Annotated in this window: 27 protein-coding genes; 12 read left to right on the top strand and 15 right to left on the bottom strand. The window is 60.1% G+C overall.

Translation table 11 applies throughout. The annotated features are described in order from the left end of the window. Positions 1 to 10: 10 nt before the first annotated feature. From ACR0LW_RS14555 to ACR0LW_RS14545, 3 genes are read right to left on the bottom strand one after another with little or no spacing between them, the layout of a single operon-like run. On the bottom strand, positions 11 to 1,129 hold the full coding sequence (locus ACR0LW_RS14555) for a hypothetical protein (protein WP_480883057.1): 1,119 nt from the start codon (positions 1,127 to 1,129) through the stop codon (positions 11 to 13). After that, positions 1,126 to 1,497 carry a hypothetical protein gene (locus tag ACR0LW_RS14550; protein ID WP_480883056.1) on the bottom strand — a complete coding sequence of 124 codons (372 nt, stop codon included), beginning with the start codon at positions 1,495 to 1,497 and terminating at the stop codon, positions 1,126 to 1,128. Before ACR0LW_RS14550 ends, ACR0LW_RS14555 begins: the two co-directional genes overlap by 4 nt. A gap of 21 nt (positions 1,498 to 1,518) precedes the next feature. After that, complete coding sequence (locus ACR0LW_RS14545) at positions 1,519 to 2,598, bottom strand: hypothetical protein (RefSeq protein ID WP_170738046.1); 1,080 nt, start codon at positions 2,596 to 2,598, stop codon at positions 1,519 to 1,521. Between the two features lie 283 nt (positions 2,599 to 2,881). Here ACR0LW_RS14545 and ACR0LW_RS14540 point away from each other — a divergent pair, with 283 nt between their 5' ends. Both ACR0LW_RS14540 and ACR0LW_RS14535 read left to right on the top strand, forming a co-directional pair. Next, positions 2,882 to 4,357, top strand: a complete 1,476-nt coding sequence (locus tag ACR0LW_RS14540; protein ID WP_170524226.1) for an NAD-dependent succinate-semialdehyde dehydrogenase — start codon at positions 2,882 to 2,884, stop codon at positions 4,355 to 4,357. A gap of 133 nt (positions 4,358 to 4,490) precedes the next feature. After that, on the top strand, positions 4,491 to 6,674 hold the full coding sequence (locus tag ACR0LW_RS14535; RefSeq protein ID WP_480883055.1) for an esterase-like activity of phytase family protein: 2,184 nt from the start codon (positions 4,491 to 4,493) through the stop codon (positions 6,672 to 6,674). Positions 6,675 to 6,866: 192 nt separating this feature from the next. On the opposite strand, the gene ACR0LW_RS14530 is transcribed toward ACR0LW_RS14535, so the two are convergent. The 7 genes from ACR0LW_RS14530 to ACR0LW_RS14500 form a co-directional block, all read right to left on the bottom strand. Continuing rightward, positions 6,867 to 7,334: a hypothetical protein gene (locus tag ACR0LW_RS14530; RefSeq protein ID WP_480883054.1), complete on the bottom strand. Its 468-nt coding sequence runs from the start codon at positions 7,332 to 7,334 to the stop codon at positions 6,867 to 6,869. Between the two features lie 292 nt (positions 7,335 to 7,626). Beyond that, entirely contained in the window at positions 7,627 to 8,094 is a 468-nt protein-coding gene (locus ACR0LW_RS14525; protein ID WP_480883053.1) for an Hsp20 family protein, read from the bottom strand. 124 nt (positions 8,095 to 8,218) lie between these two features. Continuing rightward, positions 8,219 to 9,034 carry a trypsin-like serine peptidase gene (locus tag ACR0LW_RS14520; RefSeq protein WP_480883052.1) on the bottom strand — a complete coding sequence of 272 codons (816 nt, stop codon included), beginning with the start codon at positions 9,032 to 9,034 and terminating at the stop codon, positions 8,219 to 8,221. After that, positions 9,031 to 9,822, bottom strand: coding sequence for a trypsin-like serine peptidase (locus tag ACR0LW_RS14515; protein ID WP_480585895.1), 792 nt, complete (start codon positions 9,820 to 9,822; stop codon positions 9,031 to 9,033). Before ACR0LW_RS14515 ends, ACR0LW_RS14520 begins: the two co-directional genes overlap by 4 nt. A gap of 110 nt (positions 9,823 to 9,932) precedes the next feature. Further along, positions 9,933 to 11,252: a glycolate oxidase subunit GlcF gene (gene glcF / locus ACR0LW_RS14510; RefSeq protein WP_480883050.1), complete on the bottom strand. Its 1,320-nt coding sequence runs from the start codon at positions 11,250 to 11,252 to the stop codon at positions 9,933 to 9,935. A gap of 4 nt (positions 11,253 to 11,256) precedes the next feature. Next, complete coding sequence (locus tag ACR0LW_RS14505; RefSeq protein ID WP_480883049.1) at positions 11,257 to 12,357, bottom strand: FAD-binding protein; 1,101 nt, start codon at positions 12,355 to 12,357, stop codon at positions 11,257 to 11,259. 65 nt (positions 12,358 to 12,422) lie between these two features. Next, on the bottom strand, positions 12,423 to 13,862 hold the full coding sequence (locus ACR0LW_RS14500; protein ID WP_480883048.1) for an FAD-linked oxidase C-terminal domain-containing protein: 1,440 nt from the start codon (positions 13,860 to 13,862) through the stop codon (positions 12,423 to 12,425). Between the two features lie 82 nt (positions 13,863 to 13,944). Between ACR0LW_RS14500 and ACR0LW_RS14495 the strand changes: the two genes are divergently transcribed. Together ACR0LW_RS14495 and ACR0LW_RS14490 are read left to right on the top strand one after the other, a co-directional pair. Next, positions 13,945 to 14,655 (top strand): DUF599 domain-containing protein, encoded by a 711-nt coding sequence (locus ACR0LW_RS14495; protein ID WP_480883047.1) that lies wholly within the window; start codon positions 13,945 to 13,947, stop codon positions 14,653 to 14,655. 35 nt (positions 14,656 to 14,690) lie between these two features. Then, complete coding sequence (locus ACR0LW_RS14490; protein ID WP_480585884.1) at positions 14,691 to 15,038, top strand: hypothetical protein; 348 nt, start codon at positions 14,691 to 14,693, stop codon at positions 15,036 to 15,038. Positions 15,039 to 15,041: 3 nt separating this feature from the next. Here the strand turns inward: ACR0LW_RS14490 and ACR0LW_RS14485 are convergent, their stop codons facing one another. Genes ACR0LW_RS14485 through rsfS form a run of 3 tightly spaced genes read right to left on the bottom strand, consistent with a single transcriptional unit; the run spans position 15,042 to position 16,403 of the window. After that, positions 15,042 to 15,527 carry a flavodoxin family protein gene (locus ACR0LW_RS14485; RefSeq protein WP_480585881.1) on the bottom strand — a complete coding sequence of 162 codons (486 nt, stop codon included), beginning with the start codon at positions 15,525 to 15,527 and terminating at the stop codon, positions 15,042 to 15,044. A 1-nt stretch (position 15,528) separates the two neighbouring features. Beyond that, positions 15,529 to 15,999 carry a 23S rRNA (pseudouridine(1915)-N(3))-methyltransferase RlmH gene (gene rlmH / locus ACR0LW_RS14480; protein ID WP_480585878.1) on the bottom strand — a complete coding sequence of 157 codons (471 nt, stop codon included), beginning with the start codon at positions 15,997 to 15,999 and terminating at the stop codon, positions 15,529 to 15,531. Positions 16,000 to 16,043: 44 nt separating this feature from the next. Beyond that, positions 16,044 to 16,403 carry a ribosome silencing factor gene (gene rsfS, locus ACR0LW_RS14475; protein ID WP_058276550.1) on the bottom strand — a complete coding sequence of 120 codons (360 nt, stop codon included), beginning with the start codon at positions 16,401 to 16,403 and terminating at the stop codon, positions 16,044 to 16,046. A 233-nt stretch (positions 16,404 to 16,636) separates the two neighbouring features. On the opposite strand from rsfS, the gene ACR0LW_RS14470 reads away from it, so the two are divergent. The 6 genes from ACR0LW_RS14470 (at position 16,637) to ACR0LW_RS14445 (ending at position 21,608) form a co-directional block, all read left to right on the top strand. Beyond that, positions 16,637 to 16,735: an isopropylmalate isomerase gene (locus tag ACR0LW_RS14470; protein ID WP_170455888.1), complete on the top strand. Its 99-nt coding sequence runs from the start codon at positions 16,637 to 16,639 to the stop codon at positions 16,733 to 16,735. A gap of 52 nt (positions 16,736 to 16,787) precedes the next feature. After that, positions 16,788 to 18,191, top strand: a complete 1,404-nt coding sequence (gene leuC / locus ACR0LW_RS14465) for a 3-isopropylmalate dehydratase large subunit (RefSeq protein WP_170634542.1) — start codon at positions 16,788 to 16,790, stop codon at positions 18,189 to 18,191. Positions 18,192 to 18,228: 37 nt separating this feature from the next. Further along, complete coding sequence (locus tag ACR0LW_RS14460) at positions 18,229 to 18,771, top strand: DUF308 domain-containing protein (RefSeq protein WP_170634544.1); 543 nt, start codon at positions 18,229 to 18,231, stop codon at positions 18,769 to 18,771. A 43-nt stretch (positions 18,772 to 18,814) separates the two neighbouring features. Then, positions 18,815 to 19,420, top strand: a complete 606-nt coding sequence (gene leuD, locus ACR0LW_RS14455) for a 3-isopropylmalate dehydratase small subunit (protein WP_170455894.1) — start codon at positions 18,815 to 18,817, stop codon at positions 19,418 to 19,420. Positions 19,421 to 19,752: 332 nt separating this feature from the next. Further along, positions 19,753 to 20,583 carry a hypothetical protein gene (locus ACR0LW_RS14450; RefSeq protein ID WP_480585875.1) on the top strand — a complete coding sequence of 277 codons (831 nt, stop codon included), beginning with the start codon at positions 19,753 to 19,755 and terminating at the stop codon, positions 20,581 to 20,583. After that, the gene (locus tag ACR0LW_RS14445; protein WP_480883046.1) at positions 20,580 to 21,608 is read left to right on the top strand and encodes an endonuclease/exonuclease/phosphatase family protein; all 1,029 of its coding nucleotides are present in this window, start codon (positions 20,580 to 20,582) and stop codon (positions 21,606 to 21,608) included. Before ACR0LW_RS14450 ends, ACR0LW_RS14445 begins: the two co-directional genes overlap by 4 nt. On the opposite strand, the gene ACR0LW_RS14440 is transcribed toward ACR0LW_RS14445, so the two are convergent. Beyond that, positions 21,572 to 22,216, bottom strand: coding sequence for a Rossmann-fold NAD(P)-binding domain-containing protein (locus ACR0LW_RS14440; protein ID WP_480883045.1), 645 nt, complete (start codon positions 22,214 to 22,216; stop codon positions 21,572 to 21,574). The genes ACR0LW_RS14445 and ACR0LW_RS14440 overlap by 37 nt on opposite strands. Before the next feature lie 342 nt (positions 22,217 to 22,558). On the opposite strand from ACR0LW_RS14440, the gene ACR0LW_RS14435 reads away from it, so the two are divergent. Beyond that, the gene (locus ACR0LW_RS14435) at positions 22,559 to 23,452 is read left to right on the top strand and encodes a LysR family transcriptional regulator (RefSeq protein WP_170738017.1); all 894 of its coding nucleotides are present in this window, start codon (positions 22,559 to 22,561) and stop codon (positions 23,450 to 23,452) included. Here ACR0LW_RS14435 and ACR0LW_RS14430 read toward each other — a convergent pair. After that, a complete protein-coding gene (locus ACR0LW_RS14430) occupies positions 23,449 to 23,976 on the bottom strand; it encodes a redoxin domain-containing protein (RefSeq protein ID WP_480883044.1) in 528 nt (175 codons plus the stop codon). The two genes, ACR0LW_RS14435 and ACR0LW_RS14430, sit on opposite strands and share 4 nt — an antisense overlap. Before the next feature lie 91 nt (positions 23,977 to 24,067). Here ACR0LW_RS14430 and leuB point away from each other — a divergent pair, with 91 nt between their 5' ends. Then, positions 24,068 to 25,171 carry a 3-isopropylmalate dehydrogenase gene (leuB, locus tag ACR0LW_RS14425; protein WP_170738013.1) on the top strand — a complete coding sequence of 368 codons (1,104 nt, stop codon included), beginning with the start codon at positions 24,068 to 24,070 and terminating at the stop codon, positions 25,169 to 25,171. Positions 25,172 to 25,215: the final 44 nt, after the last annotated feature.

Below are 25,215 nucleotides of genomic sequence, written 5' to 3'. Positions count from 1 at the left end.
GGCAAAAATTCTAATACCGCAACACCTGCCCCGACTTGCTGACCACGAACTTGCGCACATCCGCAAAGCCCGGCGGATTTCGCTCGGCCAGTACCTGAAACGGGCGCTGGGGCAGGATAATCGAGCGCTGCGTGCGCGTCGCCCCGGTCTCGGCCCCCTGACCGCCGAACGGGTCCAGCGCAAAGACCTCGCGCTCGACGGTGGAAAACCAACCGGCGCGCTCCTCGATCACGTCCTCGCTCTCCAACTCTTCCATGGTCCAGGCCAGCGCCCAATCCTGCCCCTGCGGAGATTGCGCGTCCTCCAGCACCTGCCGCAGCGGGCCGGATTGCTCGGTATAGGCCGAGGAATACATCGGCCCCACATGAATGCGGCGCATGTGTTTGGGGTGCAGGTCGTCGAAATCCTGATCAAAGCCCTTGGCGATGGTCACCAGTTTCAGCCCGCCTAAGGATTGCGCCATCAGATGCGCCTGCACCTCGGGCCAGCGGCGCTGATCCTTGGGCAGGGCCGTCTTGCCGCTGTCCTCCAACTGCATCAGGTAAATGACCGGCAGGTTGATCTGGCTGTCATAGACCGCCCAGTGGATCATGAATTTGCGCCGCTCGCCTTCGTTTCCGATCCAGTGGCATTCGGGATCGTTGCGGGCCCAGAACAGCTGACCTTTCAGCAATTCCTCGTAATAGAGCCTTTGCGACAGCGCAAATTGCAGCTTGGTGGGAATTTCGCGGTCGCCAATAATCGTGCGCACCATGACGGTTTTCAGGTCATCTTCCGAGGGCATATTCGCCAGATGCACCTGCGCCTGCTGCGCGTCATTGGCCATGGTCAGCAACTCGGCCGCCACCGGAAACCCGCTGTCGCGCTTGTCCATGGCGAGGCTGCCAAAGAACCGCCCCGTATCGCGCCCGACCAGCAGGTATTTCATGGATAGCGCGCGGAAGGTGTAGAGCAGCCCCGAGAGGTAGCGCGACACGATCCGCACCTCTTGCTTGCTGATCGCGCCCTCCGCCTCCATCGTCGCCGCCACGCGTAGGAGGTGCACGGTGATCACCTCGAATTTGCGGAAATACCGGCGCGAGGCGAAGGTGTCGGTCAGGCCGACATGGTCTTGGGTGGGGTTAGTCATAAGCTTTCGCGGCCCAAAGCTTGCGCTACTTCACGATGTAAAAAAGGCCACTTGCCTCTTTCGCTGTGCCTAGCCATTGGATCGCCAAGGATTTGTTTTCCGAACCAAGTTCCGAGTTTGATCCCTAACATCCACTCGAACAGACTGAGATATTTCCAGAAAGCCCACAAACACAGCGGCAAGAACACATCGAACATCCAAACCCAAAGCCATGCCAAAACTGGCATTCCTAGCCCGATGACCGATACGATTCGAATAAGTTGCCAATTGACTATTCCCGCAGATTGGTAGGTCGCGAAACCAATGATCAAGCAGGTTAGTCCGGTCAGTAACAAGACCGTGGTGAGCAAAAGAGTCGTTGTTTTCATATCGATTTCAGACCCTTCGCCTCAGCCCCCATACAAATTCTTATCATGCTTCTCGACAATCGAGGCGAACCGACGGGCAAAGCGTTCATCCGCCTTGGCCTTTTTCTCCAGCACGTCGCGGGCAAAGACCATGTGGTCCTCATGCGCCTCTAGCATGTCAGCCATTTTCTGGTTGGTCGCGGTGCCGATGGCGGCCATGGCGGTTTGCGCCTCTTGATCCGTCTGCACGCCGATCTCATTGATGCGGTGGGCCACGTCCTGCTGCTGCGCGGTTTTAAGTGATTTGGTCAGGGCGTCATACAGCACCACGCGCTGTTGCGTGTCTGTTTGCAGCTTGTTGATCAGCACCATCTGCGTCGCCGCCTGGTTCTGTAAGGAATCGACCCAGGTTTTGCCCTTTTCGATGTAGCGTTCCAGCGTCTGGCTTTTGGCCAGCTTGACCTGTTCTTCCTGAACCTTTGCGTTGTATTGCTTGTTCAACTCGGCCAGTTCGGTTTCCAACTGGGTCCGCGCGGCGGCGTCCTGTTCGACGCTGATCTTGTTTTCCAAAGTGATGATCGTGGGGTCCATGCCCTGAATCTCGGTGCGCAACGCCTCCAACTCGGCCACGGTCGCTTCGCGATCATCCAGTGTGACGGTCAGGTTCTCTTCGACCTTTACGCGCTGTTCCTCAAGCACGGCCAACTGCCCTTCCAGCAGCTTCACGATCACATCCGATTTGGCGATCAGATCCTGCAGCTTGTCGTCGATATTAGCGGTGCGCATCCGTTCCTGCCGCATCGACTCGGATTTGCCTTTGGAAAAGACGCCGACAAACGACTCCCACCCGGTTTTCGAGCGCATCTCGTCGAAATCCTTGGAAAACGCGCTGGTCACGTCGTCCAGACCCATGATCAGCTCGGCGATATTGGCGTTCATCACTTCTGTATGAGCGTGCACATCTTCAAGCGTGGCGTTTTCGATGTCGATATCCGCCTCGGCGGTGCCAATCTTGGCACGGGCGGCTTCAATGCGCGAGGTCAGGCCTTCGATCTGCGATTGCGACTCGCGCACCTTGGTCTGAGTTTCCTGAATCAACGCCTCAAACTGCTGGTTCGACATCTTGCTATCCCTTTTTCCTTATATACCCAATAAGATAGGGAATGTTACGGTCATTTACATCCCCTTGACGTCCAAAATCCCGGAAACTTTGGCAAACTCGCACCCGAATTGAAAGGCAAGCAGGCGCAACCAGACGGTGAACCCGGCACTGCGGCGCAGCTGCAACGCTATCCCCGACAGAAAGGAACGCCAACTGGGATGATCCGCCCGCCACAGTGGCCATAGACAAAGCCCGCAACACCTGTTTGGGTGCGCGCAAACCACATCTGCCGGAGGCTAACCTATGCTGGACGCAACAACCGATCTGAAATCCCTGCTCAAGAACCCCGATCTTCTGGCGACCAAGGCCTATATCGGCGGTCAGTGGGTGGATGGCGACAATGGCACCTTCACTGTGACCAACCCTGCGCGGGGCGATGTGGTCGCCGAGGTGGCCGATGTCAGCCGCGCGCAGGTGGCGGGTGCAATTGCGCAGGCCGAGGCGGCACAAAAGGAATGGGCCAAGCTGACCGGCAAAGAACGCGCGGCAATCCTGCGGCGCTGGTACGATCTGATGATGGAAAACGCCGAGGATCTGGGCAAGATCCTGACCGCCGAACAGGGCAAACCGCTGGCCGAGGCCGTGGGTGAGATTGGCTATGGCGCGTCTTTCATCGAGTTCTTCGGGGAAGAAGCCAAGCGTATTTATGGCGAGACGATCCCGGGCCACCAGCGCGACAAGCGGATCATGGTGATGAAGCAGCCCATTGGCGTGGCAGCCTCGATCACCCCGTGGAACTTCCCGAACGCGATGATCACCCGCAAGGCCGGGCCTGCGCTGGCTGCGGGTTGTGCCTTCGTGGCGCGCCCAGCCAAAGAAACGCCTCTGTCCGCGATCGTTCTGGCGGTTCTGGCGGAACAGGCGGGGATCCCGGCGGGCGTGTTCAACGTGGTGCCATCGTCGCGCGCCAGTGAGATTGGCAAGGAGTTCTGCGAAAACCCCGGTGTGCGCAAGCTGACCTTTACCGGCTCGACCGAGGTGGGGCGCATCCTGCTGAAACAGGCCGCCGATCAGGTGATGAAATGCTCGATGGAGCTGGGCGGCAACGCGCCGTTCATCGTGTTCGACGACGCGGATCTGGATGCGGCTGTCGAAGGCGCGATGCTGTGCAAGTTCCGCAACAACGGTCAGACCTGCGTTTGTGCCAACCGTATCTACGTTCAGGCCGGTGTTTACGACGCATTCGCAGCCAAGCTGAAGGCCGCAGTCGAAGCGCTGAAGATTGGCGATGGCCTGACCGAGGGCACCACAACCGGCCCGCTGATCAACGCCGAAGCTGTCGAGAAGGTCAAAGAGCATATCGAGGACGTCACATCCAAAGGCGGTGCGGTGCTGACCGGCGGTCTGCCCCATGATCTGGGCGGCACCTTCTTCCAGCCGACCATCGTGACCGGCGTGACGCAGGACATGATGGTGGCGCAGGACGAAACCTTTGGCCCGCTGGCCCCATTGTTCAAGTTCGAAGACGAGGACGACGTGATCGCAATGGCCAATGATACGATTTTTGGTCTGGCCTCGTATTTCTACGCCAAGGACCTGAGCCGCGTCTACAAAGTGGCCGAGGCGCTGGAATACGGCATCGTGGGCGTGAACACTGGCATCATCTCGACCGAGCTTGGCCCGTTCGGCGGCGTCAAACAATCCGGTCTGGGCCGCGAAGGCAGCCATCACGGCATGGAAGACTATCTTGAAATGAAATACGTCTGCCTGTCGGTCTGATCCAATCCGGCCATCGCCTTCGGGCGGTGGCCGCCCCGGATGCGCTTGTCATCAAACTGAATCGAAACCGTCACAATACCGCAATGAACCGGGGTCATCCCTCTGGCGACCAACCCAGAGAGGATCCCAACCGATGTCATTGCGCCATGTCTGCCTGACATCTGCCCTTGCCCTGACTGCCGGTCAGGCCATGGCAGAGATGAATTTCAACCGAATTGCGTCTTTCCCCGTCGTCAAGAACATGGCCGAAGGGGCCGATACCACTCGCGAAACCTCACCCGAGATCATCGCGGCCACCGCGGATGGTATGACGCTGGTCTATACCGACAGCCCATTGGGCGTGATCGGCATGATCGACATCAGCGACCCCGCAAACCCTGCGCCATTGGGTGCGATGGAAGTGGGGGGTGAACCGACCTCGGTTGGGATCGTTGGCGACACGGCTTTTGTCGGCGTGAACACGTCGGAAAGCTACACTGCGCCTTCGGGCAAGCTGATCTCGGTCGATATCGCGGGTAAGGCCGAAACCGGTGCTTGTGATCTGGGCGGTCAGCCCGACAGCGTCGCGATTGCGCCCGATGGCAGCTTTGTCGCCGTGGCGATCGAGAATGAGCGGGACGAAGACCTGAACGACGGCATCATCCCGCAACTGCCCGCCGGATCGCTGGCACTGGTGCCACTGAAAGACGGCGCACTGGAGTGCACGGGCGTGAAAATGGCCTCGCTGACCGGTTTGGCCGAAGTTGCGCCCACCGACCCCGAGCCCGAGTTTGTTGACATCAACGCCCTCGGCGAAACCGTCGTTACCTTGCAGGAAAACAACCACATCGCGGTTGTCGACAAGGACGGCAATGTGGTCAGTCATTTCTCGGCAGGCAACGTGGATCTGGAAGGCATCGATGCCACCGACGAACGCGGCGCGCTGATCTTCACCGAAAGCCAGCCGGGTCGCCTGCGCGAACCGGATGCGGTGAAATGGATCGACGACAGCCACTTCGCCACCGCCAACGAAGGCGATTACCAGGGCGGATCACGCGGCTGGACCACCTTCCACAAGGACGGCACCGTTGTTTATGAAAACGGCACCGAGTTCGAGAAGGCGATCATCCAGATCGGCCACTACCCGGATAAACGCTCGGACAGCAAAGGCGTAGAGCCTGAAAGCGTGACCGCAGCCACCTTTGGCGGCACGCCGATGATCTTTGTCGGGGCCGAGCGTGCCTCGGTCGTCGGCGTTTATGACGCCACCGACCCGGCTAATCCGGTGTTGAAACAACTGCTGCCCTCGGGCGTTGGCCCGGAAGGGTACGTGGCGATCCCCGAGCGCAACCTGCTGATCTCGGCCAATGAAAAGGACCTGATCGAAGATGGCGGTCCGCGTGCGCATGTTTCGATCTTCGAGTATCAGGACGCGCCTGCCAGCTATCCGCACCTGACTTCGGAAGGCGCGGATGAACTGATCGGATGGGGCGCGCTGTCCGGTCTGGTCGCGGATGAGGACGGCATGATCTATGCGGTCAATGACAGCTTTTACGGTTTCCAGCCGTCGATCTTCAAGATCGACCCCAGCCAGCAACCTGCCCGTGTCGTGGACGTGATCCGCATTCACCGTCAAGACGGCAACCCGGCGCAGAAGCTGGACCTGGAAGGCATCACGCTGGACGGCAAGGGCGGCTTCTACGTCGCTTCGGAAGGTCGCACCGACCGGGTGATCCCGCACGCGATCTACCATGTCTCGGCCGACGGCCTGATCAAAGACCGCAAGGGCGAGATCGGCCTGCCGCCGGAGTTGATGGCCGTCGAAAAGCGTTTTGGTTTTGAGGGCATCACCAAGGTCGGCGACACCCTGTGGATGGCCGTTCAGCGCGAATGGAAAGACGACCCGGAAAACCACGTGAAACTGGTCGCCTACAATCTGGAGACCCAGGAATGGGGTGCCGTGCATTATCCCAAGGCGGATCCGGAAACAGGCTGGGTTGGCCTGTCGGAAATCGCGGCCTTCGGTGACCATGTCTATGTCATCGAACGCGACAACCAGCACGACCACCGCGCCGTGACCAAAAAGATCTACCGCATCCCGCTGTCAGACATGACCCCGGCCCCGCTGGGCGGCGACCTGCCGGTGGTCAGCAAGGAAGAGGTCCGCGACCTGCTGCCCGACCTGACCTCGACCGGCGGTTACGTTCTGGACAAGATCGAAGGTCTGGCCATCCTGCCCTCGGGCGAGGCATTTGTTATGACCGACAATGACGGCGTCGACGATGCCTCGGGCGAGACGATGTTCTGGTCGATCGGGTCGGTGACGGCGGGGAATTGAACCCATTTGCACAACTTTAGAAACCCCGCACGAAATTGTGCGGGGTCATTTTACTTCTAACTTCAGCGCTGAGCCCATTCCGGAAGTGTCCCAGCCGATGCAACAAGCTTGTAGTCCGTGACCCTTGCAGCACCGCAGCAACAAAAGCGAACATTATCCCAAACTGGTGCGAGCTGGACAGATCGATATGCTTCAAGTCTTTCCTCGGGTCCACTTGGCAAGCCAGGCGTTAACGCTTTCCGTGACCTCCGGGTGCCCCCCGCCACTGTAGCTGTATGGGGTAAGCGGTATGGTCGAACCGTCTTCCAGATGAAACCTGAGCCGGCCCGCGTCTTCCCCCATCTGGGCGCGCAGTTCGACGATCTCCTCCAAGCGCGCCGAACGTGTTCTCTCGCCTATCATACGTGCCCAGTGAACGCGCGCTTCTCCTATTCGGCCATCGAGCGCCACTGTTACTTTGGCGCTCATCAACCAGAAAAAGATTCCACCCGAAACAAACAAGGCGAAGAAACACAGGCGAACCCAGAAGGGCGCGTCCAAGTCGTCTCCAAAGAAGAGGATTGCAAAGCCAACGGCAATCGTGGCGGAGAAAAAAAGTCGGTCAACTACACTACTTCGAGCAATCACCAAACGGTCGCTAGTGTTCTCGATGATTTTCATGGCTGGCACGAGCTCTTTTCCAGACCGGCAACGACAGGATTCTTCTGCGCAAATACTATGACGCCAATTGGGCTCTGATGAGGCGGCAACCGGCATTTGCACCATACTGTTGGTGATCCACGGCGTCTCAAGGCACGCGACGAGGCACTAGGCAGTTTGTTTCCGAGCGTCCGCTTTGTCCGCTCAGCGAACATCCTGGCACTACAAAAAAACAACGCCCCGCGTCTGGAGGAACGCGGGGCGTGGGTTGCGACAGTCTGGGAGGAGGCGACTGTCGCAGGACTTTCAGGCTTTAGTTGACCGCTTTCGCGTCAACCACGTCCTTTTCGATGGATTTGGCCGAAGAAATCTCGATCCGGCGCGGTTTCAGGGCTTCGGGCACTTCGCGCTTCAGGTCGATGTTCAGCATGCCGTTTTCGTGGCTCGCGCCGGTGACGCGGACGTGGTCGGCCAGCGCGAAACGACGCTCGAATGCGCGGGTGGCGATGCCACGGTGCAGGTAGCTGCGCTCCTGATCCTCGGCGGCTTTCTTACCGGCCACGACAAGCGAGTTTTCCTTCACTTCGACGGACAGGTCTGCTTCGGAAAAACCAGCGACAGCGACCGAAATCCGGTAGGTGTCGGCATCGGTTTTCTCGATGTTGTATGGGGGATAGCTGGGCTGAGCCACGTCATTGTTCAGAACGCGGTCCATCATGTCGGCGATCTGGTCAAAGCCAATGGTGGCGCGGTGCAGCGGTGCAAAATCAAAAGTACGCATGTGTCGTATCCTCATCCTTGAGCGATTTACGATTTATGCCCTCCGAACGGACGGGCGATTTCAACTGCCAGGCCCCGTTTGTGGCGACCCGGTACAGTTCACATGGGTAGCATTTTGACCAAGTTCAACCCCCGCCCGAGCTGATGAATTTCGCGCCGGAACTGGACTTGCCGGTTCCAACCTGCAACCGGCGGATCGACGCTTTGGGCTGGGGCGCGTCGCGGCGCATGATTGCCTTGAGGTCCGAGACCACGCCCTCAAGCTCCATCCCAAATCCGGTCTTTCGGCCACCCTGCACACTGACGGCCGAAACCACGGACAAAATCTGCCAGCGCGAGCCGTTCTTGGCCAGAATGGCTGACCCGGACGAGCCGAAGGTGATGTCGCAATCAAAGGTGATAAGCCCCTGCCGCCGTTGCAGAATACGGCACGAGCGTTCGCGCGTAATCGCCTCGGCCCGTCCGCGCCCGTATGAGGCGATGCTGATCTCGCCGTTCGCCACCCGCCCGTTATGCAGGGCAAACGGGTCGGCAATGTCATAGGGTATCGGTTCTTCCAGCCGCATCAGGGCGACATCGTCCTGAATGCTCTGAACGGACAGGGGCGAATTTGCCACATAACCGGGATGGGCGGCGATCTGCACCACCTTGCGTTCAGCCAATGCGGTACCGTTGCTGAGGCCCGCGCGAAACGTAACCTCGCCCGGCACATAAGGTTTGCCGGTCCGTTTGTCCAAAGCGCAATGTGCGGCGGTCAAAACCAGATCCTGCGCGATCAGCGTTCCGGTACAAAAAGAGCGTGTGCCGACGTCCAGCCGGCCAATCGCTTCCCACCCGTACAGATCCTCTCGATCTGTGAGTTTGCGCTTGTTGGTTTGGGCCTGCGTGGTGGTTGCAATGACGGAAAGACCGAGAAGTACACAAAGAATGACCCTGATCATGGCTTGACGAACCTCGCCCCTACGTTTTTGCCCCCACCGTTTCCTGACGCCGAGGATGTGAACCCGCGCCCTGCCGCAAGCTCGGCCTGCAACAGCTCAAGCGCGTGTTCGACTGCGGTGCCAATGGCCACGCTTTGCCCGTCCATGCTGGCCTTGGCGGCCACGACCGAGACGATGCGCGGCTCGGGCCCCGAGAAGGAAAAGACTGGCGCGCCGGAAGCCCCGAAATCCACATCGCAGGACATGACCAGAATGCCCGCCTGCCGATTCATGACCGAACAGACCTCTTGCAGTGACGGGGCCTCGGCCCGATCCGCCGCGTAGGACACCACGCCGACCTCTTCGCCGCGTTTCGGCTGCGCGCCGGTGTCAAACGGGGTCACGGAGGTGTTTCGAATTGGCTGCCAAAGCTCGATCAAGGCAATATCCGTGCTGACACGGTCAGGCGACGCGTCGGCACCAAAGCTATAGCCCGGATGAATCACCGCCTGCCGTGCATCGCGATAGGCCAAGGCCCGCCCCAGACGCCAGCCTGCTAGAAACTCGATATCCGCCAGATCGATGATCTGGCCGGTGCCTTTGTTGAAAAGACAATGCGCGGCGGTCAGGACCAGATTCGGCGCAACCAGCGTTCCTGTGCAAAACCCCACGCCCTTGATGTTCAACCGACCGACAGCCATCCAATCCCGACCGGAATCAGAGGTTTCCAGGCTTTTTAGCCCGGTGTCCTGTGCCGCTGCCGTGAAAGGCAACACGCACAGCGCCATCGCTTTGATCCATTTGCGCACGCGGTACTCCGCCCGTTTCCTCCGGCCCACTGTCTTATGGGGCGCGTGCGGCGAAAATAGGGCGGATTGGGTTTTGTGACCGATATGATGCCACCGGGCATCACGCGGTTTCAGCGCAGGATTGGCACGTCTTGATTTGCCCGGCTGGTGGTCAGTGCCCGGGGCTTCGGCCCGCCGGTTGCCCAGTCCAACAGCTCGACCGTATGCACAATCGGAACCTCGGTGGCCGAGCCGATCTGCATCATGCAGCCGATATTCCCCGCAGCGATAATATCGGGTCTTTTCGCCTCAAGCGTTTTGACCTTGCGCTGCTTCAACTGGCCCGAGATTTCGGGCTGCATCAGGTTATAGGTACCGGCACTGCCGCAGCACAAATGGCTGTCTGCGGGTTCCACCACCTTGAACCCGGCCCGCTTCAGCAGGTCTTTCGGGTAGGTCTTGATCTTCTGCCCATGCTGAAGCGAACAGGCCGCGTGATAGGCAACGGTCAGGCCCTGATCCCTTTGTTCAGGCAGGTCCAACTGCATCAGTACCTCGCTGATATCCATCGCAATACCCGAGACACGCGCAGCATCATCGGCCAGGATATCATTGCGGAACATATGCCCGTAATCCTTGACCGTTGTGCCGCAGCCCGAGGTGTTGATGACGATGGCATCCAGCCCGTCTCGATCCATTTCGCGGGCCCAGGCCCGTATGTTGGCCGCCGCCGCAACGTGACTGTCACGACTTTTGCCCATGTGATGGGTCAGCGCCCCGCAACACCCGGCCCCTTCGGCCACCGCAACCTCACAGCCCAAACGGGTCAGCAACCGGATCGTGGCGTCGTTGATATCGGTGTTCAGAGCCTTCTGTGCGCAGCCCGTCATCAGCGCAACGCGTTTTCTGCGCGGGCCGATGGGCGCAAAGCTCTGCGGATCGTCATTGCGACTGACCGGAGGGATGTGTTTCGGTGCCATGTCCAGCATCGCCCGCAACCGCGCATCCGGCATCAGGAACCGAAACGGACGGCCCAGCTTGGCCCCGATCAGGGCCCAGCGAAACCGCATCGGATAGGGCAGAATTTGCGCCAGCACCCAGCGCAACACCCGATCCGACAGAGGGCGCTTGTAATTGTTCTCGATATATTCCCGCGCGTGATCGACCAAGTGCATATAGTGCACTCCGGATGGGCAGGTGGTCATACAAGCGAGGCAAGACAGACAACGATCGATATGCTTGACCGTTTTCTCATCCGGCACACGGTCATTCTCAAGCATGTCCTTGATCAGGTAGATGCGACCCCGGGGGCTGTCGAGCTCATCGCCCAGCACCTGATAGGTCGGACACGTGGCCGTGCAGAACCCGCAATGCACGCAACTGCGCAGGATGTCGTTCGAACGCCGGATCGCCGGGTCCTGCAGTTGCTTTTCGGTAAATGTCGTCTGCATCTGTCTACCCCATCAGGCCCGGATTGAAACGGCCATGCGGGTCGAACCGCTGCCACAACCCACGGGTCAAGGCTGCAACCTGTGCGGGTTCAGGCTGAAACCGGCCCAGAGCATTCACCGTCTCCGGGGCCGCCCGCACCAGCGTTGCATGGCCTGAAAAATCCCCCAATCGCGCCCGAACGTCCGACCCTTCATCCACCAGCGCCCAGATCAATCCGCCACCCCAATCCAGCAACAGCTTGTTGGCCTCAAGCCGCGCAGAAATCTCAGGTGCGTCGCTCGGCTTGACCGAGATACGCCAGACATCGCCATCCTTGCCCGCAAAAGCGCGGGCATCCCGGATCGCGCACCAAATATCTTCAGGGTTTTCCATGCGCGACACCTCGCCAAACCCGGATAAAACCGTCTGCATCCGCCCAGCGCGATAGGAAACCGAATCCTCAAACCCCTCAACCCGCAACAGGGTCAGCCCCATCGCTGGATCATACGCGGCACCGCTGACCTCGAAGGGGGATTTCAACGCCGCAGACAGAACTTCAATTGCACCCGCGACATGGGGGGCCGAAACGCCCAGAGTCGCCGTCGCCTTGGGCATGGGCAGCACCTTCAGCGATACCTCGGTCAATACCCCCAACGTTCCCCAGGACCCCGCCATCAGCTTGACCAGATCATAGCCGGTGACATTCTTCATCACCCGCCCGCCATTCTTGACCACCTGCCCGCGCCCATCGACAAAGCGCACCCCCAGCAGAAAGTCCCGACACGCCCCGGCCTGCACCCGGCGCGGGCCCGAGATATTGGCGGCTACGACTCCGCCAATCGTCGGCTCTCCTGAATGTCCAAGCAGTACCCGATAATCCGCAGGCTCAAACGCCAGTTGCTGCCCTTCTGCTGCCAACGCTGCCTCGACCTCAGACAACGGAGTTCCCGCCCGGGCCACCAAAGTCAGCGCACCCGGCTCATACAGCGTTATACCGCTCAGTCCGGCTGTGCTCAAAACCGGCTCTGGGCCATGCACGCCACGCGTCCCGCCACCCACAATGCGTACTGGTCCATTCATCCCGGCCACGATCTCGGCCAGTTCCGTCTCTGTCTCAGGTTTCATGACACTTCATCTTTTTTGAAAATACTCCGGGGGAGGCGCGCAAAGCGCGACGGGGGCAGAGCCCCCTATTCCGCTGCCATCCGCCGCCCTTGCGACGCATCCAATGGAAACACCTTGGCCGGATTCAGCAGCCACCGTGGGTCGAACACATCCTTTACCGCCATCTGCGCCTCAAGATCGGCGGGCGTGTATTGATGCGACATCAGATCCCGCTTTTCGATTCCCACCCCATGCTCTCCGGTCAGGCACCCGCCGACATCGACGCACAGCTTCAGGATATCCGCGCCAAACGCCTCGCATTTCTCAAGATCACCGGGCTTGTTGGCATCGAACAGGATCAAGGGGTGCATGTTGCCATCGCCCGCATGGAAGACATTGCCTACGGGCAGGCCATATTCCTCGCTCAACTCACCGATCCGGCGCAACACCTCGGGTAAGGACGACACGGGGATCGTCCCGTCCAGGCACATATAGTCATTCATCTGCCCCATCGCCCCAAAGGCCGACTTCCGCCCCAGCCAAATCTTGGCGCTTTCTTCCGCCGACTGGCTCTCGCGCAATTCGACCGGGTTGTGACGCTTGGCAATCTCGATGATCTTCGAAAGCTGATAGTCGATCTCGGCCTCGGACCCCTCGACTTCGACTATCAGCAAAGCCGTGCAATCGGGATAACCCGCATGGGCGAAGTTCTCGCAGGCCTTGATGCACAGCGTATCCATGAACTCGATCGCCACCGGCAGGATGCCGGACTTGATAATGTCCGAAACGCATTGCCCGGCCACCTCATTGTCATCGAACCCCATCAGCACAGGCCGCGCGCCTTCGGGCTTGCGCAGAATGCGCAGCGTTGCCTCGGTCACGACGCCCAACTGCCCTTCAGAGCCGCAGATCACACCCAACAGGTCCAGCCCACCGGAATCCAGATGCGCGCCGCCGATCTCGACAACGCTGCCATCCATCATCACCATCTTGACGCCTAACAGGTTATTGGTGGTCACACCGTATTTCAGACAATGCGCCCCGCCCGAGTTCATCGCGATGTTCCCCGCAATCGCGCAGGCCAGTTGCGAGGACGGATCGGGCGCATAGAAGAAATCCCCTTCCTCGACCGCGCCGGTCACGCTCAGATTGGTGCGGCCGGTCTGAACGCGGATGAAGCGGTTGTCATAGTCGGTCTCCAGAACCTCATTCATCCGGGCAATCCCCAGAATAACGCAATCCGCCGTTGGCAAAGCGCCCCCCGCCAGCGACGTGCCCGAGCCGCGCGGCACCACTGGAACACCCTCTTCATGGCAGATGCGCAGAACGTCCGAGACTTCCTGCGTGGTCGATGGCAACACCGCCAGCATCGGCGGGCAGCGATAGGCGGTCAGCGCGTCACATTCATAAGCGCGCGTTTCCGCCGGGTCGTGAATCACCGCATCCCCGGGCAAAACCTGCAGCAAACGCGCCAGAACGCTTTGCTTGCGTGCAAGCACATCGGGATTTGGCTGGGGCATGTCCATTGTTGATCCTCCAATTTGGTAAAATAATATTACCAATTTATCGATCTGGCAAGTTCAATGATCTGTGCCTACTGTCGCGCCCATGACCTGGATTGATCGCGCGCTTCTGTTTTCGACGATGGACTATGTCGCCATCCTGTTGCTGATCGGGGCCTGGCAGGGGATCGGCTGGAAGATCGAGCATCCCTCACCCAACAGGCGATCCGTTTCCATGATGATGGACGACTTCCGCCGGGACTGGATGCGCGAGATGGTCACCCGGCAACCGCGCATGTTCGACGCGCAGGTCGTGGCAGCGATGCGGCAGGGCAGTACGTTCTTCGCCTCGACCACGATGATCGCCATTGGCGGCGGGCTGGCCCTGCTGGGCAATACCGAACAACTGGCCGGTGTCGCCAGCGATCTGGCCATCGGCAGCGCGCCCGCGCTGGTGTGGGAGATCAAGATACTGGTCGTCATCCTGTTTCTGGCCAATGCCTTTCTGAAATATGTTTGGGCGCACCGTCTGTTTGGCTATTGCGCCGTGCTGATGGCCGCTGTTCCGAACGACCCCGAGGACGCACAGGCCTACCCTCGCGCGGCCCAGTCGGCCGAGATTTGCGTGACCGCCGCCCGCAGCTTCAACCGCGCGCTGCGGGCCACCTATTTCGCTCTCGCCTCTTTGGCCTGGTTCCTGGGGCCCATCACGCTGATCATTGGCACGGCCATCACGGTTGGCGTTCTGTACCGGCGTGAGTTCGCCTCGCACTCCCGCTCGGTTCTTTTGACCTTGCCGCCTGACACCAAGACGTGATCGCAATACTGCGCTTAACAAATTATGGTCTGCCCATGCGTTATCTGATTCTTGCCGCTCTGTTTGCCACCCCAGTCCTGGCCGATCCTCCGACAATCGAAGAGGTCTCGGCCCGCCAAAGCGGCGATACATGGCGGTTTGACGTGACGATCCGGCACCCCGATACCGGCTGGGACGATTACGCAGATGGCTGGCGTGTGCTGGACATGGACGGGAATGAGCTGGGGATGCGCGTGCTGCATCATCCGCATGTGGATGAGCAGCCCTTTACCCGGTCACTTGGCGGCGTCGCCATTCCCGAAGGCACCGCGCAGGTGCAGATACAGGCGCGCGACAATGTCGGGGGCTGGGCCGAAGACACTACGGTCATCGACCTGAACTGACGCTCAGAACACCCCAAGGCTTAGCCCAGCGGCCATCGCAGCACCGATCTCACGACAGTGCTCAAGCTGTTCGTCGGGGATCGTCTTCTCGGCCAGAATTGCCTCGGGCGTCTGCGCATGGGTGCAGATGATCAGCGGCGGCTGAACCTCTTTCAACCGCCAGCCGGTAGCGATGCGGGCAGTTTGACGGGCGGCGTTCTCTCCGTCTGACCCGGCGCAGATCATCTGGGCATAGGGGCGGCCTTCGATCCGCCCCAGAACCGGATAGTAGCTTCGGTCGAAGAATTCCTTCATCAGACCCGAAATCGCCGCCAGATTCTCGGGCGCGCAGAAGATATAGCCATCGGCGGAGAGCAAATCCTCAGGTCCCGCCTGATCGGCGAATTTCAGAACTACGTCTGCCTCGTCACGCCCCGCCGCAGCCGCTGCTTCGGCCATCTGCCGGGCTCCGCCGGTGCGCGAATGGTAAACGATCAGAAGCTGCGCCATGTCAGACCCGGTGATAAGGGCCGCCCGACAGGATGGTTGCAGCCCGATACAGTTGCTCGGCCAGCATCACACGGACCAGCATATGGGGCCAGACCATCGACCCGAATGAGATGGAAAAATCGGCCTCAGCCCGCAGATTAGGGTCTATTCCGTCCGCCCCGCCGATGATCAGTGCCAGATCCTGTCGTCCGGCATCACGCCAGCTGCCCAGTTTCTTGGCAAAATCGGGCGAGGACATGACCCGCCCCCGCTCATCCAGCGTACAGATCACCGCGCCCTTGGGCAGCGCCTTGCGCAGCAGGGCAGCCTCAGCCCCCATGCCTGCGTTTTTTTTGTCTTCAACCTCGATCACCCGCGCAGGACCAAGGCCCAGCGCGCGACCGGTCCTATCAAATCGGGTCAGGTAATCGTCAAGCAGGGACTTCTCGGGCCCGGCGCGCAATCGCCCGACCGCAACTATGCTGATACGCATATCTCTCTCGCCTCCGGCCCCTTAATACGGGCCGGGATGGCGCCTCAGTTCGCCGAGGCGCTGCCGCCCTGAGGCAGCCACATCTTTTCCAGCTGGTAGAATTCGCGCACTTCGGGGCGGAAGATATGGACGATCACGTCGCCCGTATCGATCAGCACCCAGTCGCCGGCATCCTTGCCTTCGACCTTCGAGGTGAAACCGAATTCCTGCTTGATGCGATCCGTCAGCTTTTCCGCCATGGCCGAAACCTGCCGGGTCGAACGACCCGAGGCAATCACCATATGATCCGCAACAGAAGACTTGCCCTGCAGGTTGATCTGCACAACGTCTTCGGCCTTGTCATCGGAAAGTGAGGAAAGGATACGTTCAAGCAGCTTGTCGCTGATTGACTGAGAGTGGGCCATCACGCTGGCCCCATCTTCGGCAGGCAAACCCGCCTGAGTATGTAGAGACAGGACATAGTCCTCCTTTGCTGCGCGCCGTCAGATCCCCGGCGCAGGGATACTTATAAGGTAACAAGCACCCCGTGACATTTCAATGAAGGCCCCCGGAACCCACACAGCATTGTGCCCTGACGGCATCTGCGGGGTCGTAAGGGACCTTGATAGACTCGGCCAGTATCTATATCTGACCGCTTATGAGACCTCATACGGCCCCGAATATCGACCTGCAAGACCGCGCGCGCCTGCGTGAACGGTTCTTTGGGGCTGCCCGCACGGTTCTGGCCCGCCTATAGGCGGCGACCAGCCACTCGCCAGCTATTCTCATCTAAATACGGGAGAGGACCGATGTCCCCCAAAACACTCTATGACAAGATCTGGGATGCCCATGTCGCGCATGAAGCCGATGATGGCACCTGTTTGCTGTATATCGACCGCCATCTGGTGCACGAAGTCACCAGCCCACAGGCGTTCGAGGGCCTGCGCATGGCAGGCCGCAAGGTACGCGCACCGGAAAAAACCATCGCCGTGCCGGATCACAACGTACCGACCACGCCGGACCGCGTGAACGGGATCGAAAACCCCGAATCGCGTATTCAGGTCGAAGCACTGGACAAGAACGCCAAGGATTTCGGCATTCACTATTACCCGGTGAATGACGTCCGTCAGGGCATCGTCCACATTGTCGGCCCGGAACAGGGCTGGACCCTGCCCGGCATGACCGTTGTCTGCGGCGACAGCCACACCGCCACCCACGGCGCGTTTGGTGCGCTGGCCCACGGCATCGGCACCTCCGAGGTCGAGCATGTGCTGGCCACGCAGACCCTGATCCAGAAGAAATCCAAGAACATGAAGGTGGAAATCACCGGCAAATTGCAGCCGGGCGTGACCGCCAAGGATATCACTCTGGCCGTGATCGGCGAAACCGGCACCGCTGGCGGCACCGGCTATGTCATCGAATATTGCGGCGAAGCGATCCGTGATCTGTCGATGGAAGGCCGCATGACCGTCTGCAACATGGCGATCGAAGGCGGAGCCCGCGCGGGTTTGATCGCGCCGGACGAAACCACGTTCGAATATGTCAAAGGCCGCCCGCACGCACCCAAGGGTGCCCAGTGGGAAGCCGCGATGGACTGGTGGAAAACGCTCTATACCGACGAAGGCGCGCATTTCGACAAGGTCATCACCCTGCGCGGCGAAGACATCGCGCCGGTCGTCACCTGGGGCACCAGCCCCGAGGATGTGCTGCCGATCACCGCATCCGTACCGCACCCCGAAGATTTCGAAGGCGGCAAGGTCGACGCGGCCCGCCGGTCCATCGAATACATGGGTCTGGAAGCCGGTCAGAAGCTGAGCGACGTCGAAATCGACACCGTCTTTATCGGGTCCTGCACCAATGGCCGCATCGAAGACCTGCGCGCCGCGGCTGAGATTCTGAAGGGCAAAAAGATCAAGGATGGAATGCGCGCCATGGTCGTGCCCGGTTCCGGTCTGGTCCGTGCACAGGCCGAGGAAGAAGGTCTGGCCGACATCTTCAAAGAGGCCGGGTTCGAATGGCGTCTGGCGGGATGTTCGATGTGTCTGGCGATGAACCCCGATCAGTTGCAACCGGGCGAGCGCTGTGCCGCGACCTCGAACCGCAACTTCGAAGGCCGTCAGGGCCGTGGTGGACGCACCCATCTTCTGAGCCCGGCGATGGCTGCCGCAGCGGCAATCACAGGACGGCTGACAGACGTCCGTGAACTGATGTAAGGTGTCCTCATATCTAGATATTTGAGGGATTGAAGACATGAGTGACTGGATCAAATGGCTCTTGCTTGGACTGCTGTCCATCGCGTTCGGCATCTTTGTGCTGGGTGCGCCGGTGGTGGCGTCTGTTGCCGTAACGGTCGTGACCGGCGTGTTGCTGCTGATTGCAGGCGGGCTACAAATCGTCGGCGGCTTCACGGTTGAAGGTACCGGCAACAAGATCCTGTCGCTCATCATGGGTGCGGTGATGCTGTTTCTGGGTTGGTCCTTTCTGGATCACCCGCTGCAAGGCACGCTGACGCTGGCGACCGTGATGCTGATCCTGTTCATGGCAGGCGGCATCGCGCGGGTCATCCTGTCGTTCCAGATGCGCGGAACGCAGTTCTTCTGGCCCACGCTGATCTCGGGCATCTTGTCCATCGTGCTGGCCGGTATCATCTGGTCTTACGCGGCATCGGAACCCGCAGCTCTGCTGAGCTTGCTGGGCATCCTGCTGGGCATCGAGATGCTGTTCAACGGGTTCGGATTGGTCTTCATGGCGTTCTTTGTCAAAAACGCACCCAACGAAACGAAACAAGCTTAACCGCGGGACATGGGCGCGGCCCTCTCCCGCACGGAGTGTGAACATGGAAAAGTTTGAAAAAGTCCACGGGGTGGCCGCCCCAATGCCTTTGATCAATATCGATACCGATATGATCATTCCGAAGGTGCACCTGAAAACCATCAAACGGTCCGGCCTGGGCGTCGTGCTGTTTGACGAGATGCGCTATCACGACCATGGCGGCGAGAACGAGGATTTCGTTCTGAACAAACCCGCCTATCGCCAGACCGAGATTCTGGTCGCGGGTGACAATTTCGGCTGCGGCTCGTCCCGCGAACACGCGCCCTGGGCGATCAAGGATTTCGGCATCAAGGTCGTGATCTCGACCAGCTTTGCCGACATCTTCTTCAACAACTGCTTCAAGAACGGCATCCTGCCCATCGTGGTCGAAGAAGAACACCACGCGATTCTGATGGAAGACGCGCACAAGGGCGAGAACGCCCGCATGACCGTGCATCTGGAAGATCAGCAGATCACCACCTCGGACGGTGTTGTCATCGAGTTTGACATCGACCCGCACCGCAAGCACTGCCTGCTGAACGGTTTGGACGATATCGGCCTGACGATGGAGAAAGACCACCACATCGACAAATTCGAAGAACATGCAGGTCAGGCGCGCCCCTGGGTGTGATTCTGGGGACGAATCTGTTGACACTCAACCTAACGGGGTCGCGCACGCGGCCCCGTTCGCATTCTTGGGGTTGATTTTTCCCAAACCACAACATCTAGGTATCAAATTGAGATACACGTCGGATTTGCGTCCAAAATGATGCAATCCCGCACCAGTTGCGCCATCATTTTGCCCGAAATCACATGTTATCTGCACCCTGACTTGAGCGAAATGTCGCTTATCGTCCATGGTGACGGAAAGAGGCATCCGTCAGAATTAAGAAACGGGCGGGCACAAGTTGGAAATCAAGTCGGCAAAGATCGGCTGATCCAGTTTGAAAAAGGGTTCGGATAGTGATTGCGCGCACAACTGGGGCGGCGATACGTGGAATATTGGTTGCACTTCTGGTGCTGACACCCGCGTTGTACCTGCCTGTATCATCGACGAACGGGACCGAGATAGTGGTCTTCCTCGCGATCCTCGCGTTCATCCTGACCTTTGCCGAATACAACTCTGCCTTTCCCAGCTTTATCGAATTCCGCGACGCCCCGCCGGTGAACCGGCTGCGTTTTGTCGGCCTGATGTCGATGGTCACCTTCCTGACTTTGGTCTGCAAGAATGGCTATGCACCGACCGATCTGACCACATTCTCGTATTCCGTGGGTCTGGCCGTCGCCAATGTGGTGGACTTCCCGTACTCACCCGTCCGGCTGATCGTTCTGATGTTGCCTGCAGATGCCAGCGCGCCGCTGGTGGAACTGGTGCGTATCACGGCAAGCGTCGCTTATGTCGCCGCTCTGGTCACGATCGCCAGCTTTGCCTATGCGGTGAAGCTGCGCGGATGGCCCACTGGCAACGGGGCCTTCAATGTCTGGACCAACCTGCCGTTGTTTGACCCCACCAAAGGCGGTGACGTGGTCAGCCGCCTGCAGCGTGACGGTCGTCTGAACATCTGCATCGGTATCCTGCTGCCGTTCCTGATCCCGGCCGTGATCAAGCTGCTGACCAATTTCGTGACGCCGATTTCGCTGAACAACCCGCAGACCCTGATCTGGACCATGAGCGCCTGGGCCTTCCTGCCCGCCAGCATGATCATGCGTGGCATGGCGACCCTGCGTATCGCCGGGCTGATCGTGGAAAAGCGCCGCGCTTACTCAACATCCGAGACAACTCAGGCCGCATGATCCGCGCACTGATCCTGCTTTTGCTGCCCATCGCGGCGCAGGCAGATGTGGTGCGCATTGCCAGCTTCAACACCGAGCTCAGCCGGAAAGGCCCCGGCCTGCTGTTGCGCGACATTCAGCGCGACGAGGCGCAGGTGCGGGCGGTCGTCGATGTGCTTGTGGCCACGGGGCCCGACATCGTGGCGCTGCAAAGCATCGACTGGGACATGAACGCGATGGCCCTGACAGCTCTGGCAGAAAGCCTCAGAGAGGCCGGGCTGGATTACCCCTATCAGTTTACCGCGCAGCCAAATACCGGGCTGGACAGCGGGCTTGATCTGGATGGGGATGGCCGCGCGCAAGGGCCGGGCGACTCGCAGGGATGGGGATTGTTTACCGGTCATGGCGGGCTGGCGGTGTTGTCGCGTTATGAGATTGCGTTGTCCGAGGTGCGGAATTTCTCGGACCTTCTGTGGCGCGATCTGCCGGGTGCCGAGTTGCCCGTGGCCGAGGGTGCACCGTACCCGTCCGAGCAGGCACAAGCGGCGCAGCGTCTGTCGTCGACCGGCCATTGGGTCGTGCCGATCAACACCCCCTCGGGCCGTCTGAACCTGATGACCTTTCACGCAACCCCGCCCGTGTTCGACGGCCCCGAGGATCGCAACGGCCTGCGCAACCGGGATGAGATCCGGCTGTGGTCGGTGCTGATGGATGGTGGCCTTGGCCCAGCCCCGACCGATCCGTTTGTGATTGCCGGGGATGCCAATCTGGACCCCAATCACAGCGACGGGCGTAGAGAGACCATCGCCAACCTTCTCTCGGACCCGCGCCTGCAGGATCCGCAGCCCAAATCCTCCGCGGGTGACAGCGCCACGGTTGATTGGAAGGCAGTTGGGGAGTTGCGGGTGGATTACGTTCTGCCCTCAGCCGATCTGAAGGTTGTTGATGCCGGTGTCTTCTGGCCCGCGCCGGGTGAAGTGAAAAGGGACAGCGCCGAACGCGCCAGCCGTCACCGGCTGGTCTGGGTGGATGTCTCGATGCCATGAGGCACCGCAGTCGCGGTCTGCTCTGATGGTATCGCTGTACGCATCGCCTGATCCAGATCGGTATGCGGCACGGGGCCGATCAACGCGGCCAGGGGCGCATCGTCCAGCCGGTGCGGCACATCCCACAAATATCGCATCTCAAGCAGATGCGGGGCCATGCGCCAGAAAGGACGGGCAAGCTGCAAGGGCCACCACTGCATCCGTTTGAGCGCCACATCACCCCCCGTCACCCGCGACAGAGACTGTGCAATCTCGCGCCCGGTCAGCGTATATCCGGCAAACGGCAGATCGCAGAATCGAGGCAGGTCTTGCCGCATCTCGGCCAACATGACGGCCGTCGCTGCAAGGTCAGGCAGATACGCCCATGCGTGGGGAATATCGGGATTGCCCGGATAGACCAGCCGCCCTTTCGACAGGCTCTTGATCATCACCTGATCGAACCAATTGCCCGAGGCGCAGGTGTCGATGAAATCCCCAGCCCGCAGGATGATCACCCGCGCGCTTGAACGGCGATAGGCGTCCTCCATATCGATTCGGATACTTCCGGGCCAGATGCGGACTGTCTGTAGACCACGGGCCGGGAGTATCCGCCCCGAATACATAAACATTGCCCGGCACGATGACCGTTGCGCCAGTGCGTTCAGCCACGTCAATCACCCGCCGGTGCAGGCCCGGCACCAGACGGGCCCATTGGGTGTAAGTCGGGTTCCAGGCGTTGACGATCACGTCCGCGCCACGCGCCGTCTGCTCCAGCTTGTCTGCCTCGCGATTGAATATCCGCACGGTCCAACCGGCTTTGCGAAACGCAAGTTCGGCATTACGGCCAAACCGGCCACTGGCGCCGAGTATCAGTACGGTGTGTTGCATGGTGCCCTCCTGTCGGGACCAACTTAACCATGCACATGATTCAGGGAATTGCCGGCAAACGCAGATCATGTATTCATATCTGAATGGACAAAGCGCTTACCCATGCCGATTGGTCGCTGATCCAAAGCTTTCTGGCGGTGGCCGAAACCGGGTCTCTGTCCGCCGCCGCGCGGCAACTGGACCGCAGCCAGCCGACACTGGGCCGGCAGATTCATGCGCTGGAGGAGGAACTTGGCGTGTCGCTGTTTGACCGGCACGCGCGGGGGCTGAAACTCAGCGATGTGGGCAACCAGCTGCTGCCCATGGCGCAGCAGATGCATCAGGCGATGAACGCGTTCAGCATGACGGCGGCAGGCCAGTCGCAAGAGCTGGAAGGCACGGTGCGGATCACCGCGTCCGTCTTTGCCTCTCACCACCTGTTGCCGCCCATATTGGCGCATATCCGACAGCAGGAACCGGCCATTCAACTGGAACTGGTCGCAACGGACGCAACTGAAAACCTGCTCTATCGCGAGGCCGATATCGCCGTGCGCATGTATCGTCCCGAACAGATGGATATCGTGTCGCGCTACCTTGGTGATGTCCCGCTTTGTTTCTGCGCGGCCACATCTTACCTGAACCGCGTCGGACGACCCAAGACGCCCGAGGATCTGTTCCATCACGATCTGGTCGGGTTCGATGCAAACGAAGACATCATCCGAAAGATGCAGGAAAAGGGATGGCCCGCCAGCAAGGACAGCTTTGCCACCCGTTGCGATCTGCAAAGCGCCTATTGGGAGCTGATCCGCGCCGGGTGCGGTATCGGCTTCAGTCAGGTTCAGGTCGCCGAAGAAGATCCACTGGTCGAGGTTCTGCCGCTGGATGTCGAGATTCCGATCCTGCCGGTCTGGCTTGCCGCGCCGCAAGCGATGCGCCAGACCCCGCGCATTCGCAGGGTCTGGGACTTGCTGGCCGAAGGGCTGAAAGCCAGCCTTTAAAGCGGGCCGGTATAGGTGCCGCGCGGCGGATAGCCATTGTCCAGCGCGTATTTGATACCACCCTGCATGTCAGCGACCGAGGGGCGGCCAAACGGGGTCGATTGCTGCCAGGCGAAATATAGCGTCCGGTCGGGGGCGATGTAGAAATGCCCCGGTTCTGCAAAGAACGCGGCCTCGGCGGTGCCTTCGCGACCTTTGGATAGATACAAGCCCCAGTCTTCCCGCGCAGCGGCCAGCGGCAGGCTGTGCCCGACGCGCAGCCGGGTTGTGCCCGCTTTTGCCACGGTTTCCGCAGCGCGTTCAGCGGTGTCGGTGCTCAGCATGATGACCTCAAGCCCCAGTGCGGCGAAATCGTCCAGCGCGGCTTCGACCTCGGACATCTGGCGGATGCAGATCGGGCAATGCAGGCCGCGATACTGAATCACCAGCGTGCCGTTTTCGCCCTTGTCGGCATCCAGATCGAAGGTTCCATGGCCCACGGTTTCGATTTTCAGGCCTGGGACGGGATTTCCCGGTATCAACATGTGTTTTCCTCGTGATTCTGCCGGATCGTCTCATTGACCCGCTGCGGCGCAGACGCTAGGGCCAATGCGACAAAACGCAAGGAGACTATCGATGTCCAACCCCTCGCTCCTCATCCTTCCCGGAGACGGAATTGGCCCGGAAGTTATGGCCGAAGTGCGCAAAATCATCGACTGGTTCGGCACCAATCGCGGCCTTCACTTTGACGTGAGCGAGGATCTGGTCGGTGGCGCGGCCTATGACGCCCACGGCAAGCCCCTGTCGGATGAGACCATGGCCAAGGCGCAAGAGGTCGACGCCGTTCTGCTGGGCGCGGTCGGTGGTCCGAAATACGACGATCTGGATTTCAGCCTGAAGCCTGAACGCGGCTTGCTGCGCCTGCGCAAGGAAATGGACCTGTATTCGAACCTGCGCCCGGCCCAGTGCTTTGACGCGCTGGCCGATTTCTCGTCGCTGAAGAAAGACATCGTCGCTGGCCTAGACATCATGATCGTGCGCGAACTGACCTCGGGCGTCTATTTCGGCGAACCGCGCGGTATCTTCGAGGAAGGCAACGAACGCGTCGGCATCAACACCCAGCGCTACACCGAATCCGAGATCGAACGCGCCGCGCGCTCGGCTTTTGAACTGGCGATGCGCCGGAACAAAAAGCTGTGCTCGATGGAGAAGGCCAACGTGATGGAATCGGGCATCCTGTGGCGTGAGGTTGTGACCCGCGTCGCCGCCGATTACCCCGAGGTCGAGCTGTCCCATATGTATGCCGACAATGGCGCGATGCAGCTGGTGCGCGCGCCCAAGCAGTTCGACGTGATCCTGACCGACAACCTGTTCGGCGACATCCTGTCGGATTGTGCCGCGATGCTGACCGGCTCGCTGGGGATGCTGCCCTCGGCCAGCTTGGGCGCACCGATGGCCAATGGCCGCCCCAAGGCGATGTACGAGCCCGTGCATGGTTCGGCCCCTGATATCGCAGGTGAAGGCAAGGCCAACCCGATTGCCTGTATCCTCAGCTTCGCCATGGCGCTGCGCTACAGCTTTGATCAGGGCGATGAAGCCACCCGTCTGGAAACGGCGATCGAAAAAGTTCTGGCCGATGGCGTTCGCACCGGCGACCTGCTGGCGGATGAGGGCGTGACCCCGGTTTCGACCACGGAAATGGGTGCGGCGATCATCGCAGCGCTGGATGCCAGTCTGTAAGCTAGCCCGATAGAATTGAAAAAAGGCGGTGCCCGGTGCGCCGC

The organism is Ruegeria sp. N4, from assembly GCF_056531425.1.
The sequence above is the reverse complement of the archived record's forward strand: the minus strand, read 5'-3'. Positions and strand labels throughout refer to the sequence as shown.

Excerpts from the sequence above, each read along its gene's own strand:
- ACR0LW_RS14555 (WP_480883057.1), bottom strand. The coding sequence starts at position 1,129 with ATGACTAACCCCACCCAAGACCATGTCGGCCTGACCGACACCTTCGCC.
- ACR0LW_RS14550 (WP_480883056.1), bottom strand. The coding sequence starts at position 1,497 with ATGAAAACAACGACTCTTTTGCTCACCACGGTCTTGTTACTGACCGGA.
- ACR0LW_RS14545 (WP_170738046.1), bottom strand. The coding sequence starts at position 2,598 with ATGTCGAACCAGCAGTTTGAGGCGTTGATTCAGGAAACTCAGACCAAG.
- ACR0LW_RS14540 (WP_170524226.1), top strand. The coding sequence starts at position 2,882 with ATGCTGGACGCAACAACCGATCTGAAATCCCTGCTCAAGAACCCCGAT.
- ACR0LW_RS14535 (WP_480883055.1), top strand. The coding sequence starts at position 4,491 with ATGTCATTGCGCCATGTCTGCCTGACATCTGCCCTTGCCCTGACTGCC.
- ACR0LW_RS14530 (WP_480883054.1), bottom strand. The coding sequence starts at position 7,334 with ATGAAAATCATCGAGAACACTAGCGACCGTTTGGTGATTGCTCGAAGT.
- ACR0LW_RS14525 (WP_480883053.1), bottom strand. The coding sequence starts at position 8,094 with ATGCGTACTTTTGATTTTGCACCGCTGCACCGCGCCACCATTGGCTTT.
- ACR0LW_RS14520 (WP_480883052.1), bottom strand. The coding sequence starts at position 9,034 with ATGATCAGGGTCATTCTTTGTGTACTTCTCGGTCTTTCCGTCATTGCA.
- glcF (WP_480883050.1), bottom strand. The coding sequence starts at position 11,252 with ATGCAGACGACATTTACCGAAAAGCAACTGCAGGACCCGGCGATCCGG.
- ACR0LW_RS14505 (WP_480883049.1), bottom strand. The coding sequence starts at position 12,357 with ATGAAACCTGAGACAGAGACGGAACTGGCCGAGATCGTGGCCGGGATG.
- ACR0LW_RS14500 (WP_480883048.1), bottom strand. The coding sequence starts at position 13,862 with ATGGACATGCCCCAGCCAAATCCCGATGTGCTTGCACGCAAGCAAAGC.
- ACR0LW_RS14495 (WP_480883047.1), top strand. The coding sequence starts at position 13,945 with ATGACCTGGATTGATCGCGCGCTTCTGTTTTCGACGATGGACTATGTC.
- ACR0LW_RS14490 (WP_480585884.1), top strand. The coding sequence starts at position 14,691 with ATGCGTTATCTGATTCTTGCCGCTCTGTTTGCCACCCCAGTCCTGGCC.
- ACR0LW_RS14485 (WP_480585881.1), bottom strand. The coding sequence starts at position 15,527 with ATGGCGCAGCTTCTGATCGTTTACCATTCGCGCACCGGCGGAGCCCGG.
- rlmH (WP_480585878.1), bottom strand. The coding sequence starts at position 15,999 with ATGCGTATCAGCATAGTTGCGGTCGGGCGATTGCGCGCCGGGCCCGAG.
- rsfS (WP_058276550.1), bottom strand. The coding sequence starts at position 16,403 with ATGGCCCACTCTCAGTCAATCAGCGACAAGCTGCTTGAACGTATCCTT.
- ACR0LW_RS14470 (WP_170455888.1), top strand. The coding sequence starts at position 16,637 with ATGAGACCTCATACGGCCCCGAATATCGACCTGCAAGACCGCGCGCGC.
- leuC (WP_170634542.1), top strand. The coding sequence starts at position 16,788 with ATGTCCCCCAAAACACTCTATGACAAGATCTGGGATGCCCATGTCGCG.
- ACR0LW_RS14460 (WP_170634544.1), top strand. The coding sequence starts at position 18,229 with ATGAGTGACTGGATCAAATGGCTCTTGCTTGGACTGCTGTCCATCGCG.
- leuD (WP_170455894.1), top strand. The coding sequence starts at position 18,815 with ATGGAAAAGTTTGAAAAAGTCCACGGGGTGGCCGCCCCAATGCCTTTG.
- ACR0LW_RS14445 (WP_480883046.1), top strand. The coding sequence starts at position 20,580 with ATGATCCGCGCACTGATCCTGCTTTTGCTGCCCATCGCGGCGCAGGCA.
- ACR0LW_RS14440 (WP_480883045.1), bottom strand. The coding sequence starts at position 22,216 with ATGTTTATGTATTCGGGGCGGATACTCCCGGCCCGTGGTCTACAGACA.
- ACR0LW_RS14435 (WP_170738017.1), top strand. The coding sequence starts at position 22,559 with ATGGACAAAGCGCTTACCCATGCCGATTGGTCGCTGATCCAAAGCTTT.
- ACR0LW_RS14430 (WP_480883044.1), bottom strand. The coding sequence starts at position 23,976 with ATGTTGATACCGGGAAATCCCGTCCCAGGCCTGAAAATCGAAACCGTG.
- leuB (WP_170738013.1), top strand. The coding sequence starts at position 24,068 with ATGTCCAACCCCTCGCTCCTCATCCTTCCCGGAGACGGAATTGGCCCG.